At 43.9% G+C, this 14023-nt stretch carries 15 protein-coding genes and 1 tRNA gene; 4 read left to right on the top strand and 12 right to left on the bottom strand.

Features of this window, described 5'->3' with window-relative positions; all coding sequences use genetic code 11:
• Positions 1-53: 53 nt before the first annotated feature.
• From AX677_RS03175 to AX677_RS03170, 3 genes are all read right to left on the bottom strand, one after another.
• Positions 54-2273: a bifunctional (p)ppGpp synthetase/guanosine-3',5'-bis(diphosphate) 3'-pyrophosphohydrolase gene (locus tag AX677_RS03175; protein WP_060976139.1), complete on the bottom strand. Its 2220-nt coding sequence runs from the start codon at positions 2271-2273 to the stop codon at positions 54-56.
• Positions 2274-2357: 84 nt separating this feature from the next.
• Entirely contained in the window at positions 2358-2492 is a 135-nt protein-coding gene (locus tag AX677_RS09565; protein ID WP_002896703.1) for a hypothetical protein, read from the bottom strand.
• Between the two features lie 245 nt (positions 2493-2737).
• Positions 2738-3394, bottom strand: coding sequence for a hypothetical protein (locus tag AX677_RS03170; RefSeq protein ID WP_060976138.1), 657 nt, complete (start codon positions 3392-3394; stop codon positions 2738-2740).
• Positions 3395-3643: 249 nt separating this feature from the next.
• On the opposite strand from AX677_RS03170, the gene AX677_RS03165 reads away from it, so the two are divergent.
• A complete protein-coding gene (locus AX677_RS03165) occupies positions 3644-6055 on the top strand; it encodes a bifunctional 2',3'-cyclic-nucleotide 2'-phosphodiesterase/3'-nucleotidase (RefSeq protein WP_060976137.1) in 2412 nt (803 codons plus the stop codon).
• Positions 6056-6098: 43 nt separating this feature from the next.
• Here AX677_RS03165 and AX677_RS03160 read toward each other — a convergent pair whose 3' ends face one another.
• From AX677_RS03160 to AX677_RS03140, 5 genes are all read right to left on the bottom strand, one after another.
• A complete protein-coding gene (locus tag AX677_RS03160) occupies positions 6099-6851 on the bottom strand; it encodes a 16S rRNA (uracil(1498)-N(3))-methyltransferase (protein WP_060976136.1) in 753 nt (250 codons plus the stop codon).
• Positions 6852-7805 carry a 50S ribosomal protein L11 methyltransferase gene (gene prmA / locus AX677_RS03155; protein WP_032909253.1) on the bottom strand — a complete coding sequence of 318 codons (954 nt, stop codon included), beginning with the start codon at positions 7803-7805 and terminating at the stop codon, positions 6852-6854. It lies immediately after the preceding gene.
• 143 nt (positions 7806-7948) lie between these two features.
• Positions 7949-8419 (bottom strand): GNAT family N-acetyltransferase, encoded by a 471-nt coding sequence (locus AX677_RS03150; protein WP_002918261.1) that lies wholly within the window; start codon positions 8417-8419, stop codon positions 7949-7951.
• 2 nt (positions 8420-8421) lie between these two features.
• Positions 8422-8868: an NUDIX hydrolase gene (locus AX677_RS03145; RefSeq protein ID WP_060976135.1), complete on the bottom strand. Its 447-nt coding sequence runs from the start codon at positions 8866-8868 to the stop codon at positions 8422-8424.
• 9 nt (positions 8869-8877) lie between these two features.
• The gene (locus tag AX677_RS03140) at positions 8878-9348 is read right to left on the bottom strand and encodes a DUF3013 family protein (RefSeq protein WP_060976134.1); all 471 of its coding nucleotides are present in this window, start codon (positions 9346-9348) and stop codon (positions 8878-8880) included.
• Positions 9349-9435: 87 nt separating this feature from the next.
• Here AX677_RS03140 and AX677_RS03135 point away from each other — a divergent pair, with 87 nt between their 5' ends.
• Together AX677_RS03135 and AX677_RS03130 are read left to right on the top strand one after the other, a co-directional pair.
• Positions 9436-10704, top strand: coding sequence for a replication-associated recombination protein A (locus AX677_RS03135; protein WP_060976133.1), 1269 nt, complete (start codon positions 9436-9438; stop codon positions 10702-10704).
• Positions 10705-10969: 265 nt separating this feature from the next.
• A tRNA-Lys gene (locus tag AX677_RS03130) sits at positions 10970-11042 on the top strand.
• Between the two features lie 86 nt (positions 11043-11128).
• On the opposite strand, the gene AX677_RS03125 is transcribed toward AX677_RS03130, so the two are convergent.
• Genes AX677_RS03125 through AX677_RS09495 form a run of 4 tightly spaced genes read right to left on the bottom strand, consistent with a single transcriptional unit; the run spans position 11129 to position 13675 of the window.
• The gene (locus AX677_RS03125) at positions 11129-12268 is read right to left on the bottom strand and encodes a site-specific integrase (protein ID WP_060976132.1); all 1140 of its coding nucleotides are present in this window, start codon (positions 12266-12268) and stop codon (positions 11129-11131) included.
• Position 12269: 1 nt separating this feature from the next.
• Complete coding sequence (locus AX677_RS03120) at positions 12270-12458, bottom strand: DUF3173 domain-containing protein (RefSeq protein WP_000369785.1); 189 nt, start codon at positions 12456-12458, stop codon at positions 12270-12272.
• An 11-nt stretch (positions 12459-12469) separates the two neighbouring features.
• Positions 12470-13447 carry a replication initiation protein gene (locus AX677_RS03115; protein WP_060976131.1) on the bottom strand — a complete coding sequence of 326 codons (978 nt, stop codon included), beginning with the start codon at positions 13445-13447 and terminating at the stop codon, positions 12470-12472.
• A gap of 45 nt (positions 13448-13492) precedes the next feature.
• Positions 13493-13675 carry a hypothetical protein gene (locus tag AX677_RS09495; RefSeq protein ID WP_002911103.1) on the bottom strand — a complete coding sequence of 61 codons (183 nt, stop codon included), beginning with the start codon at positions 13673-13675 and terminating at the stop codon, positions 13493-13495.
• A gap of 206 nt (positions 13676-13881) precedes the next feature.
• On the opposite strand from AX677_RS09495, the gene AX677_RS03110 reads away from it, so the two are divergent.
• A partial coding sequence (locus AX677_RS03110; RefSeq protein ID WP_048790918.1) for a helix-turn-helix domain-containing protein occupies positions 13882-14023 on the top strand: 142 nt, incomplete at its 3' end.

The following is a 14023-nucleotide window of genomic DNA, read 5'->3' as shown; positions in this document are numbered from 1 at the left end:
TTTTCCTTTGATTTAACGGTAACTTACAGCTCAATAATGATTTCCGAAAAGAATCAGCCATTAGTCCGCTTGACCGAGTAGACCTCTGGCACGCTCTTAATCTTATCCACCACCGTCGTCAGCATGGACAGATTAGCAATACCAAAAGAAACGTGGATATTAGCAAATTTCATATCCTTGGTTGGCTGAGCATTTACCGTTGAAATATTTTTAGTGGTATTGGACAGAACCTGCAACACATCATTGAGGAGGCCAGACCTGTTGAGACCGTATATATCAATGTGAGCCGTGTACTCTTTGGTCGTGTTGTTGTCTTCCCATTCCACATCAATCAGTCGCTGCTCGTAATTTTCCTGGGCCTTGAGATTCATGCAGTCCTGCCGGTGAATGGCTACACCGCGTCCTTTGGTAATATAGCCGACAATATCATCACCTGGCACAGGATTACAGCATTTGGCAATCCGGATAAGGAGACCAGACGCCCCCTGAATGACTACACCGCCTTCGTGCTTAACCTTAAGTGTGTCTTTTTTGTTTTCGACCTTGACCTCGCCGCCCTTGACCAATTCCTCCGCTTCTGCTCTGGCCTTGGCACGTTCTTCCTCACGACGCTCTTTTTCTGTCAAACGATTGAAAATACTAATGGCACCAATCTCACCGAAGCCAATCGCCGCAAAAAGCGCCTCTTCAGTCTTATAACTTGTCTTCTGCAGCACTTCTTCCATGTGCTTCTTGTCCATGTACTTATTAGCTACATAGCCATGCTCCTGGAATTGAGCCTGCAAGAGCTCTCGGCCTTTGGAAATAGACAGCTCCTTGTCTTGATTTTTAAAGAACTGACGGATTTTATTTCTAGCCTTGCTGGTCTTGACAATATTGAGCCAGTCGCGGCTAGGACCGAAGGAGTTAGCATTGGTGATGATTTCCACCTGATCACCTGTCCTGAGCTTGGTTGTCAGAGGAACCATGCGGCCATTGACCTTGGCTCCTGTGGCTTTCTCACCGACCTTGGTATGGATCTCATAGGCAAAGTCAATGGGACCCGAGTCCTTAGGCAGAGAACGCACTGCTCCATCCGGTGTGAAGACGTAGATTTCCTCAGCCAGATAGCTCTCCTTGACCGAGTCAACGAAATCCTTAGCATTGTTAGACTGGTCTTGCAGCTCCATCAACTCCTTGATCCAGTTCATCCCGATGGCCGATTCTCTGCTGTCTACATGTCCCTTGATGCCTTTCTTGTAAGCCCAATGGGCCGCAACCCCATACTCAGCGACCTCATGCATTTCCTTGGTCCGAATCTGAAACTCAATCGGACCTTTGGGGCCATAAACGGTCGTATGGATGGACTGGTAACCATTGGCCTTGCGGTTTGCAATATAATCCTTGAACCGCCCCGGCATCGGCCGCCAAAGTTCATGAATGTAGCCCAGCATGGCATAAACATCACTTTGAGTATCCAAGATACAGCGAATAGCAATCAGATCATAAATCTCATCAAAACGCTTCTTCTTGTCCTGCATCTTGCGATAGATCGAGTAGATATGCTTGGGCCGGCCATAAATCTTACCGTGCAGATTGCGCTCGCCAGCATAGGTCTCAATCTTCTGAACCACCTCTTCTACCAGAGCTTCACGCTCCCGACGCTTCTCCTTCATCATGTGGGAAATTTTGTAAAATTCCACTTCATTGAGATAACGGAAAGACAAATCCTCCAGCTCCCACTTGACACTGGAAATCCCTAAGCGATGAGCCAAGGGTGCGTAGATCTCCATTGTTTCTCTGGAAATCCGCTCCTGCTTATCCTTGCGTAGGTGCTTGAGCGTCCGCATATTGTGGAGACGGTCTGCCAGCTTGACCAAAATAACCCGGATATCCTCTGACATGGCCATGAGCATCTTACGGTGATTTTCTGCCAGCTGCTCCTCGTGGGATTTGTACTTGACCTTACCCAGTTTGGTAACCCCATCCACAATCACGCGCACATCAGTCCCAAACTCTCTTTCCAAATCATCCAGCGTCGCACGGGTATCCTCAACCACATCATGCAGAAAGCCGCAGGCGACCGTTACTGCGTCCAGCTTGAGCTTGGCCAAAATCCCTGCCACCTGAATGGGATGTACGATATAAGGCTCGCCTGACCTGCGAAACTGCCCACTATGACAGTCAATCGCATAGATCAAAGCTTTCTGTATAAAGGCTACATCCTCCGCAGCCAGATATTTTCTCGTAAGGGCCAATACCTGATCGCCCGTCAAATTCACTTCTTTTGGCATCTCGTCTCTCCAATTCCTGCCTACTATTTTATCACTTTTAACCCGATATGAAAACCTAGAAGACGGTTCATATAAAAACCCGCCTTAAACGGGCGGGTTGTGGTGAAGAAAGTGATGAACTTCTTCCTTGATAAATTGACAATAAGCGTAGACAAGGTAGCAAGTAGATGCCACACCCAAAAGGGCGACAAACAACTCAAATAAGGCAGACATAGTCATGGCGAACCTCCTCTCCTTATCAGGCAAAATGCAGATACGCTTCCCAGCTTAGGCAGTCTGATTTTTTCCGTTTTATTTTCCTTTCTGACTTACCCAAGTGAGTTCATCACTATTATACCAAAATACGAAAGCGGATACAAGGCAGTGAGACAGCTGCTCCTAATAATGATTTTATCAAAGTAGATAACATGCTAAATTTGAAGCATCTAAAGTAGGAATGTCACTGTTAACAAATTTTTTTCCTCTTAATTTGACACGGTTTCTCTAAATGAATAAACATTGTCGTAGTTGACAGTTACTGAATAATAGTAATAATCGTCGTTTCGGTTTGAGCTTCCAAAACCTAAAGTTGCCTGTTCTCTTTCGTTTTTGTGAAAATACTGATTGATAGTTTGATTTTGAACCGAATAATCAATATCAAACGCCCCGTTGTTGCCATTATAACTTTTGGATTTCATAGATAAAGAAGATAGAAAAGACTGATTAATTGTTAACTTTTGAAATAAGAATCCATCAAAAGGCCATAATTCTTTCGCTTTCTCCTCATCAGAAAAGACAAAATTGCTGTCTATATAATCAACTCTTATTGTTTCTTCTGGCTTTTCAGTAATATCATCAGAAGCCCGTGTCTTGGTTAGCACTCCAGAAATTGTGTGATTACTACTATCTCCTTGTAAAGTGATTTCAATAAGATAGGTCCCCCGTTTGATATACACTTGCTCTACTTTAAATCCATCCGGAAATTGCTTAAACAAATCAAATAGATTTTCAGTGGGATAGACGCGACTCATTTCAGCTACCTGATTCTCAATCCAATCTCGGGTGCTCTTTTCTCCACATCCTATTAATCCTATCATCACTCCCCCTAAAAATAATATTTTGAGAAAAATCCGCTTTTTCATGATATTTTCCTTGTTTATTATACTTAATAAAGTACTTATTTCAGTCACTGTATAGTGTACCATAAATTTTAAAACTCTATTTTATTCTACCTTCATCCGATTATTCACTTATCCTCTGATGTCTTCATTCAGTATTTTCAAACTAATATTAGAAAGCATAAAAGCTCTAAACTGGAAATTTCTTCTTGATGATAGCGTTTTAATATAGTATAATATAAGTCTGAAATTCATTTTAACAAAGGAGATATTATGTCTAAATCATCCCTTCAAAAAACGGTTGTGCTTTTGAGCGCAGCAGCTCTTGCGGCAGCTGTAAATGCTGTTCAGGCTGATGAGAATGCTCCAGCTGTCACTGACAATACTGCTCCAGTAGAAAGCAGCGCAGCGGAAGCAAAACCAACGACTGCTGCAAGTCCTACTGAGACTACTGCGACAACAGAGAGCACGGAGCCTAGCTCTGCTATTTCCCCAGAAAATGCTAGTGGAAATACTGATGCTCTGATGGCTATGGCTCGCAATGTAGCAGCTACTGAGGATACTAAGCCCGTGGAGGGACAGACTGTTGATGTGCGTATCTTGGCAACAACCGATCTCCATACCAACTTGGTCAACTACGACTACTATCAGGACAAGCCGGTGGAGACTTTGGGACTGGCTAAAACAGCCGTGCTGATCGAGAAGGCCAAGAAAGAAAATCCAAACGTCCTCTTGGTCGACAATGGCGATACCATCCAAGGAACGCCGCTGGGAACCTATAAGGCAATTGTAGATCCTGTGGAGAAGGGCGAACAGCACCCTATGTACGCTGCCTTACAAGCTCTGGGCTTCGAAGCTGGTACGCTAGGGAACCATGAGTTTAACTATGGTCTGGACTATCTGAACCGCGTGATTGAGACAGCTGGCCTGCCTATTGTCAATGCCAATGTGCTGGATCCAGCGACTGGTAAATTCATCTATCAGCCTTACAAAATCATCGAAAAGACCTTTACGGATACTCAGGGACACTTGACGACTGTCAAGATTGGTGTGACTGGGATTGTACCGCCGCAGATTCTCAACTGGGATAAGGCGAACCTAGAAGGAAAAGTGGTTGTTCGCGATTCTGTTGAGGCTATTCGAGACATCATTCCTGAGATGCGCAAGGCTGGTGCAGACATCACTTTGGTACTTTCTCACTCTGGTATCGGAGATGACAAGTATGAAAAAGGCGAGGAAAATGAAGGTTATCAAATCGCTAGCCTGCCAGGTGTGGATGCTGTTGTAACGGGCCATTCCCACGCAGAATTCCCAAGCGGAAACGGAACTGGCTTCTACGAAAAATACCCTGGCGTAGACGGTGTCAACGGTAAAATCAACGGTACTCCAGTAACCATGGCTGGAAAATACGGCGACCATCTGGGCGTCATTGACCTCAAGCTAAACTATACCGATGGCAAATGGAAAGTCACTGACAGCAAGGGCTCTATCCGCAAGGTAGATACCAAGTCTAATGTAGCCGATCAGCGCGTCATTGACATTGCCAAAGAATCCCACCAAGGGACTATCAACTATGTCCGCCAGCAAGTCGGTACTACGACTGCACCCATTACAAGCTACTTCTCTCTGGTCAAAGACGATCCATCCGTGCAAATCGTCAATAATGCTCAGCTTTGGTATGCTAAGCAAGAGCTGGCTGGCACGCCTGAAGCCAATCTTCCTATCCTGTCTGCAGCAGCGCCTTTCAAGGCAGGAACTCGTGGGGACGCAACGGCTTACACAGACATTCCAGCTGGCCCTATTGCCATCAAGAATGTAGCAGACCTCTATCTCTACGATAATGTCACAGCTATCCTCAAGGTCAACGGTGCCCAGCTCAAAGAATGGTTGGAAATGTCAGCTGGACAATTCAATACCATTGATCCAAATAATAGCCAACCGCAAAATCTTGTCAATACTGACTACCGGACTTATAACTTTGATGTTATCGACGGTGTTACCTATGAGTTTGACATTACCCAGCCGAACAAATACGACCGCGAAGGCAAACTGGCCAACCCAAATGCCAGCCGGGTCCGTAATCTGAAATACCAAGGCAAAGAGATTGACCCCAATCAGGAATTTATCGTCGTGACCAACAACTACCGGTCTAACGGTAATTTCCCTGGTGTTCGAGAAGCCAGCCTCAACCGTCTGCTCAATCTGGAAAACCGCCAAGCTATCATCAACTATATCTTAGCTGTCAAAAATATCAATCCAAGTGCAGATCAAAACTGGCATTTCGCTGATACCATCAAGGGACTGGACCTGCGCTTCCTGACAGCTGATAAGGCCAAGAACTTGATTGGTACAGACGGAGACATCGTCTATCTAGCAGCTTCTGCCCAAGAAGGATTTGGCGAATACAAATTCGTCTATGTCGCACCGAAAACTGAACCGGTTCCTATTGAGCAGCCAAGCCGTCCGACTATCGCAGTCGAAGCAGTCAATCTGCAGCATAGTAGAGTAGACTTCCCTGTCTTGACTGCTGTTGACCCAAGCACAAACAAGCAAGCGTCCCACAGACAGGCAGGAGCAGAAAGCTTCCCAGCAACCGGAGAAAAGACATCCTCACTTGGACTCTTGGGACTTGTCATGACCGGACTTGCAGGAATCTTCGCCTTTAAAAAACGTGAAAGACAATAATGATTAAAAAATCAGCAGCCAAAATGGCTGCTGATTTTGCTTTTTAAAGACTGTCATTGCTCAATTCCAACAAAACACTGACTGCGGTCAAGGCATAGAGCGGAGCGGTTTCAGCACGCAGGATACGTGGACCTAGACCAGCTGACACAGCCCCTGCTTGGCGAAAGACTGCTATTTCATCTGGCGATAGTCCGCCCTCCGGTCCGAAGATAAAGAGAACTTTTGCTCCGGCTGGCAAGCCCGACAGAGCCCGGACTAGAGCTGCAGATTCTCCTGCTTTGGCCGATTCTTCATAGGCCACGACGATCGTGTTAAATTGACCGAGCTGGGCAAGAAAATCTGCCTTTTTATCAAAAAGCCGAACCTCTGGAATCAGATTGCGCTTACTCTGCTCTGCTGCTCCCTGAGCAATTTTCTCTAGCTTTTCACTCTTTTTAGCCAGCTTTTTGCCATCCCACTTAGCCACCGACCAGTCAGCTGGAAAGCCCCAGAGAGCACAGGCTCCTAGCTCCGTTGCCTTTTGAGTGATAAATTCCAACTTATCACCCTTGGGAAAGCCTGAAGCAATGGTCACTTGAACCGGCAGCTCGGTATTGTCTGCTAACTCCTCCACGATTTCCAAGCTCTGCTGGCCGGGGTCTAACACCCGAGCCAGCCGTTTCACACCATCATCAAAGACTAATGTGACTTGTTCGTCCTCTTTGAGCCGCATGACTGAAAACATATGTTTGGCCGTGTCCTTATCCGTGACTAGCAGAGGAGACTGAGGGCTTCCTTTTATAAAATACTGCTGCATCTAACCACCTATCACGCCTGAAATGTCCTGCGTTTTCTTAAAGACACAGGCATTCCATTCGCCCTGAATCATATGCGTTTCCAGGAAAAATCCTGCCGTTTCTGCTGACTCGCGCACCATTTCCCACTTCTCAGAAATAATCCCACTCATAATCAGATAGCCCTCATCCTTGACCAGACGGTAGGCATCCTCTGTCAGATGGATGAGAATATCTGCCAAGATATTGGCAACTATAACATCCGCCTTGATTTCCACACCTCGGAGAAGATCCCCCGGCGCTACATGGATGTTCTCCATATCAGGGTTGAGCTCAATATTTTCCTGTGCCACGCGCACAGCCACCTCGTCTAAATCATAGGCGTAGATGTCCTTAGCACCTAAGAGAGAGCTGGCAATGGAGAGGACGCCACTGCCTGTACCCACATCCAGCACAGTTTCTCCGCCTCGCAAGACCTGCTCCAGCGCAAAGAGGCTCATCTTGGTCGTCGGGTGAGTGCCCGTACCAAAGGCCATGCCAGGATCCAGCTTGATAATCTTCTCACCAGCTGTCGCTTCATACTCCGTCCAGGACGGCACAATAGTCAAGTCGTGGGTGATCCGAGCCGGCTCAAAGTACTTCTTCCAGTTGTCCGCCCAGTCTTCCTCAGCCAGTTCCTGCCGAGTGAGCTGAATATCTCCCGTCTCCAAGCCGAAGCCATCCAGCTCAGCCAGTCGCTCATTGGCCTGGGCCGCAACAGCCTCTATATCCACAGAATCTGGGTAGTAGCCCGTAATCCTGACCCGCTCGCTCTGCTCAACTTCTGGAAAAAGCTCACCATACTGGTCGACCTGCCCCAGATAATCTGCGCTGTCATCAATAGCTACACCCTGACTGCCCAGCTCAATCAGAATATTAGAGGCTGCTTCCTCCGCCTCACGCTTCACTTCAATCGTTAATTCCTGCCAAGTGTCCATCATTAAAATACCAAGCCCGTAAAACACAAAGCCAAAATAGGAAATTCTCTGACAATGCTTGCGTCTAAGAGAACCTTATCTTTTTGGAACAGTGTTTAGGGCGGGTTCAGTTTAGAAATTTAACTGAACAATCCTTTCTTTGTTTATTTCATTGTCTTCGTCATGTAAACCATATCCATGCCCTCTTTTTCAGGCTCAGTATGAGTCTGATGATAGCCGTTTTTCTCATAAAAAGCTACCATGCCTTTATCCTGGAAAACCGTACACAAATCCCATTGCCTAATGGTGGAGAATTTCTCCTCTATCAGACCAAGCCCCTCAGAGCCATATCCTTTATTCTGGTACTCTGGCAAAATCGCCACTGTTCCAATCCAGCCCGCTGTCTGTTCATCATTTGTATTCAAGCGAATAAAGCCCAGAATCTTCTCGTCGTCTTTGACAAAATAATAAAAACTATTGGGCCGCTCAACCAGCTTCCAGCGAATCCGCTCTCGCTCCTCCAGATAGGGGTCGTATTGATCCTGATATTTCTCATAAACAGCCTTAAAACTTGCTCGCTGAATGGCAATAATGGTTTCTAAATCCTCAGCTCCCGCCCGTTCAATATAAATCATGCTCACACCTCCAAATAATCGCTCAACCTGTCCTGTAGCTGCGGAATAACCTTTTTATCTGATAAGAACTGGCTCACATCCATCATCTGATAAGCCTGTCCCTCATCGCCAAAGGCGATGCTGGCAAATTCTTCCTGAGTGATGGTTCCCACCATAAAAATAGAAGTTTCGTCAGGATCAAGCATTCCTTGATATTCCTTAGCCCAGACAATGGAAGCTTCTTCAAGCTTCAAACCAAGCTCTTCGAAAACTTCTCTTTGGGCGCATTCAAAAGGCGTCTCCTCACCCTCGCGGCCACCTCCCGGCAACTCCCACATATTGGGCCAAGGAATGGTTGAAATATCGTCTCGCAAGATAGTCAGTAGCTTATCATCACAGAGCAAGGCAATCTTGCAGCCAGAAAATTCCATTTGTTTGTGCAGTAAATCTAGTCCTTCTGCATTTGCCATAAGCGCCTCCTAATACCTCGGATAGGAATAAAAGTCAGTCTCAGTCAAATCTGCTCTGCCATTTTCAAAAGCCTCAGCATTCCAAGCCAGCTCAAACTCTGCTGCCTCTGGATCAGCTAAAAACTCCATGAGTGCATCGAGACCAGACTCAGCTGTTTGGGTTAGAAAATCCACGAAATAAGCCAGAAACTCCCGTGACAGCCCCTTTTTAGGCTCATAGGGCAGGGCTGCCAGATAGTCCTCAGCCTCAAAACGAGACTTGATTGGATTATAGAAAAGCACGGCTTCCTCAAAGTAAATATCCTCAGCCGAGGCATTGCCCTCAGCATCAACGGTCTCAATCCCGCCTGGATTTTGCACCTCAAGGAGAAAGGCCACTTCCACTGCGTGATTTTTCTTATCCCAGTTTATCTCATAGTCAAAAGGAAAGCTCTTCCCCATTTCCTCGTCCAATATCTCCAAAAAACCGTACTTAGCCATGATTTCCTCTTTTCATTGTGATAAAATATTACTATCTACAATAGTAACACAAAAAACCAAGAAAAACACTTGCAGAAAGGAAATCTTATGCCAGAAAACCTCGCCCTGCGCATGCGGCCTACTGACATTGATCAGATTATCGGTCAGCAGCATCTGGTCGGACCTGGAAAAATCATCCGTCGCATGGTTGAAGCCAACCGCCTGTCCTCGATGATTCTCTACGGGCCACCCGGCATCGGCAAAACCTCCATCGCTTCGGCTATTGCCGGCACAACTAAATATGCCTTTCGGACCTTTAATGCGACGGTAGATAGCAAGAAACGCCTACAAGAGATTGCTGAAGAAGCGAAATTTTCCGGCGGACTGGTGCTCCTGCTAGACGAGATTCACCGCTTGGACAAGACCAAGCAAGACTTTCTGCTGCCGCTCTTAGAAAGCGGTCTGGTCATCATGATTGGAGCGACGACAGAAAATCCTTTCTTCTCTGTCACCCCTGCCATCCGAAGCCGGGTTCAGATATTTGAGCTTGAGCCCCTCAGCAACGACGACATCCGAAAAGCCATCCAGCTAGCCTTGACGGATAAGGAACGAGGATTTGATTTCCCAGTGGAGCTAGACGATGAGGCTCTGGATTTCATTGCTATCTCTACCAACGGAGACCTGCGCTCCGCCTATAACTCGCTGGACCTAGCCGTACTCTCTACCCCAGAAGATAGCAAGGGCATTCGCCACATCACGCTCGATGTCATGGAAAACAGCCTGCAAAAGAGCTATATCACCATGGATAAGGACGGGGATGGCCATTACGATGTCCTCTCTGCCCTACAGAAGTCTATCCGTGGCTCCGATGTCAATGCCAGTCTCCACTACGCAGCACGCCTCATTGAGGCAGGAGACCTGCCTAGCCTAGCTCGACGTTTGACCGTTATCGCTTACGAAGATATTGGCCTAGCAAATCCTGACGCTCAAGTCCATACCGTTACAGCTCTGGAGGCAGCTCAGCGGATCGGTTTTCCTGAAGCTCGTATCCTTATTGCCAATATTGTCATCGATCTAGCTCTATCGCCCAAGTCCAACTCAGCCTATCTGGCCATGGACAAGGCCTTAGCTGACTTACGAAAGAATGGAAATCTTCCCATTCCCCGCCACTTACGCGACGGACACTATGCCGGCAGCAAGGAATTGGGCAACGCACAGGACTATCTCTACCCTCACTCCTATCCTGGCAATTGGGTCAAGCAGGACTATCTGCCCGACAAGATAAAAGACGCCAATTATTTCACTCCTAATGAGAATGGTAAATACGAGCGAGCCCTTGGGATGACTAAGGATAAGATTGATGACTTAAAAAAATGATGACATCGTTTGCAAAAAATCACATTTTTCTCTTGAATTTTTCAAAATTTATGGTATTATAATTATAGAAACGCTGTGGTGTACGACTTCACACTTAAGTGTTGACCGACTATTTTTTGTATTATTAGGGAAACAAAAGACTTCTAACAGCATGCAAGCCGTGTCACGCGGAAGCAGCTTCAGTTAGAGCGAGTTGCCCACCTGCTTAATTGCGCGGGTTCAATACAAATCGTGAAGGTCCGGCACCAATACAGCTTTTTCTATTGCCTCCTTAGCTCAGCTGGCAGAGCAGCGGACTCTTAATCCGTGGGTCGCAGGTTCGATCCCTGCAGGGGGCATCTAAATCAACAGGAAAAAGCCTTGATTTATAAGGCTTTTTTGCTTGTCTATAACTGATTTGCCCCATCATTTGCCCCACATTTTTTTATGAGCAATCTTTCCAAACATCTCTAATTTGATTAAATTCTTCAAAAATTTTCTCTTCTAAAGTGTGTCCATATACTTCTACTAACATTGAAATATCTCTATGCCCTAGAATTTTTGCAATAACTCCAAGGTCAAATCCTTTGTGCCAGAGGTAGCTTCCATAGGTATGACGTGCTCCTTTTGTCGTGATAATTGGATAAATATCTAATTCATTTAAAAGAACACTCAAAGCTTTATTGACACTTGCAATATCTGGTACCAAGTGAATATATCCATAATGCTGAAAAATCATTTTATACCTATTCTTGATTCCTAGCTCTTTATTAGCCTTCTCTTGTTCAATTTTTAGGGCTTGTAATATCTTAATACATTCTTCGTCTATCGGTACCATCCGAATGGACGTTTTGTTTTTTGGAGGGACAAATTTATGAGAAAGGGTATTAAACCTCCTATATGTTTTTAGCAGTCCTCTGTCAAAGTCAACTTCATTCCAAGTTAACGCTATTAACTCTCCAAACCTCATGCCTGTTTTTAATAGAAAATAGACGATATAAGGAACAATTGAACGTTGGTAATCAAATTTTCTCTTTACTGCTAAAAGTAAATCCAGATAGTCCTTTTCTGTATGTAAATATTTCTCTTCTGTCATCTGTTGTTCTTTGGATGAAAATAACTCGACATGTTGTGTAAAATCATCTATTAGAACTTTGTCTGCAATTGCCATTTGGATGCTCTGATGAATCCCAGTATTCAATCTACCAAGAAAATTTCTACCAACTGTTTGTCCATACTTATTCATAATTCTTTGGTATTCACTCGCACGAATTTGAGTGACTTTTTTATTTCCAAATAATCTTTCAATTGTGTTTTTACGGAGAAGATATTTTTTCTTTGTCTCTTCCGACCTACTACTCGGTATAATTTTTAGTTCAAGCCATTCTTGATATAGATCGACAAGAGAAATATCTCTAGAAATTCTTTTCCCTAAACGAAGTTCTTGCAGAATCGGTTCAGCTTCTGACTCTGCAAGTTTTTTTGTTTTAAAACCGCTATTATGAACAACTGTTTTCCCTTCGCTACGAATTTCATAGGTCCATAAATTACTATCTCCTCGCTTTCGATAACGAACACTTGCCATATTACGCCACCTCAGTTCCTAGAATCTCATTTACAACACTTTTTGGAACAACCATCAAACGTTTGCGATTATAAAATGTATAGCCTCGTGAGACAAGTAATTCTCTTGCCTGATGAATGATATCATTTGCTGTATGAGGGCGATAGCCCATTTCAATTAATTCTTTGTTACTAATTAAATTATTGTCCATAGTTATCCTCCTTATTTATTTTCTAAATTCAGAAACTCGCCTACAAGTAGTTGTAATTCTGCATTTAATTTAGGGAGATTCTGTATTAATACTTCTTTTAGTTCTTCCGCAAATTGATTCGTTTCTTCTCTCAATAGTTTGCGGACTCTTGTTTTTTTCTTTTTGATGCTGTCTGATTTTAAATTTGGAAAAGCCAATGATAACAGTTCAGGATTGTTGAGAAAGATAATTGTAAATGCTCTTTGCTCCACTCGAATATGTTCTAGCTTATAAAATCCGAAATTATCAAGTCGATTCATAACATCTTGGACCATCTCCTCACCAATCGCTTTGGTTCTAAGTTGGAATTCCAGTCTCCACCAAAACGGATTTACAGCCAAATCTAGCTTCTCATCGCGCTTGTGAGCAATGATTTCTTTATTCTTATCATATAACCTAACTTGTACATTACTACCGCTAGAACCCCAATATTTCGTCTCTAATTCACCCCCTCTACCATAGAAGACCTTATGGGTAACACCACCTTTAATATGTTGCAAATTAACGATTTCAGGCCTATTGAAAATGTCAAATGCCAAATCAAAACGAGACAAACGTACTGTCAATGAATTCAATCTAGCAAAGTACATTAATTGCCTCCATACTTTCATTCCATCAAATTCTTTTAAAGTATTAGGATTGAAATCAATTCGAATCAATTGTTCATTTCCATAAGTGGATAATTGAAAAAATATAATATTGATTGAATCATACTCATTAAAATCTTTAGCTAAAGTAAAGACATCATCTCGTACGTTATCATGTATTTCAAATGAATCAACTCTTGTACTTATTGCCTGTTTCAGATTTTTAAAAATTTGTCTTAGGGAACCAATGTCTGTATCCCAGATAACCGTTAATCTATCAATACTGACATCTAACCGCTGTACTAATTCTCCTACATCACATCGTTCTTGAATACTTTTTAAATCTTGTATAGAAACCAACAAAATTGTCCCCCCTTCTTTTAGATTTTTTAGGTTTCAGAAACACCGTCAAATCAACGATTGCTCGTTCCGTCGTTCTTTGGGCGTTGCCCTAAGTGTACCTTTTTGCTGGCTGTTAGAATAGCCAGCTTTTGCTTGGCTAGAAATTGTCTGGACGGCAGTCTTCAGGACTTCGCCTGACTTCCCGTCAGGCTCGTCCCTTGTCCTTGTCCACACAATTTCTAGCTCCAAGGCTTCGAATAGTCATAAGTCATAGTCTCATCCTCAACTTCCTCCTCACTCACTGTCCCTAAACTTATGAACTATTTTTATCGTTTATAACTTATTTTTAAGTTATAAATATATTTTATAAAAAATATTTTAGTTAGTCAACTAAAAACTTGATTTGTAAGTTTATAGGTGATAAAATAAGTTAAAAATAAAAATAGGAGTTTCCCATGACCTTTATTATTCAAAATTTTGGACCCAATTTGGCACGACTACGCATAGAAAAAGGGGTAAGCCAAACTCAACTAGCTGAAGATTTAGGAATCGGTAAACAGTCCATCTCTGATTACGAAAAACAAAAAAGCTATCCTA

The organism is Streptococcus sp. CCH8-C6 (genome assembly GCF_001557225.1).
In the GTDB taxonomy this organism is placed as follows: Bacteria; Bacillota; Bacilli; order Lactobacillales; family Streptococcaceae; genus Streptococcus; species Streptococcus sanguinis_C.
This window is presented reverse-complemented; position numbering and strand designations above follow the sequence as displayed.

Bases quoted from the DNA above. Each gene is read 5' to 3' on its own strand.
- AX677_RS03145 (WP_060976135.1), bottom strand. From the start codon at position 8,868: ATGGCAAATGCAGAAGGACTAGATTTACTGCACAAACAAATGGAATTT.
- AX677_RS03170 (WP_060976138.1), bottom strand. From the start codon at position 3,394: ATGAAAAAGCGGATTTTTCTCAAAATATTATTTTTAGGGGGAGTGATG.
- AX677_RS03120 (WP_000369785.1), bottom strand. From the start codon at position 12,458: ATGGACAATAATTTAATTAGTAACAAAGAATTAATTGAAATGGGCTAT.
- AX677_RS03150 (WP_002918261.1), bottom strand. From the start codon at position 8,419: ATGATTTATATTGAACGGGCGGGAGCTGAGGATTTAGAAACCATTATT.
- AX677_RS03125 (WP_060976132.1), bottom strand. From the start codon at position 12,268: ATGGCAAGTGTTCGTTATCGAAAGCGAGGAGATAGTAATTTATGGACC.
- AX677_RS03135 (WP_060976133.1), top strand. From the start codon at position 9,436: ATGCCAGAAAACCTCGCCCTGCGCATGCGGCCTACTGACATTGATCAG.
- AX677_RS09565 (WP_002896703.1), bottom strand. From the start codon at position 2,492: ATGACTATGTCTGCCTTATTTGAGTTGTTTGTCGCCCTTTTGGGTGTG.
- prmA (WP_032909253.1), bottom strand. From the start codon at position 7,805: ATGGACACTTGGCAGGAATTAACGATTGAAGTGAAGCGTGAGGCGGAG.
- AX677_RS03140 (WP_060976134.1), bottom strand. From the start codon at position 9,348: ATGGCTAAGTACGGTTTTTTGGAGATATTGGACGAGGAAATGGGGAAG.
- AX677_RS03165 (WP_060976137.1), top strand. From the start codon at position 3,644: ATGTCTAAATCATCCCTTCAAAAAACGGTTGTGCTTTTGAGCGCAGCA.
- AX677_RS03175 (WP_060976139.1), bottom strand. From the start codon at position 2,273: ATGCCAAAAGAAGTGAATTTGACGGGCGATCAGGTATTGGCCCTTACG.
- AX677_RS03160 (WP_060976136.1), bottom strand. From the start codon at position 6,851: ATGCAGCAGTATTTTATAAAAGGAAGCCCTCAGTCTCCTCTGCTAGTC.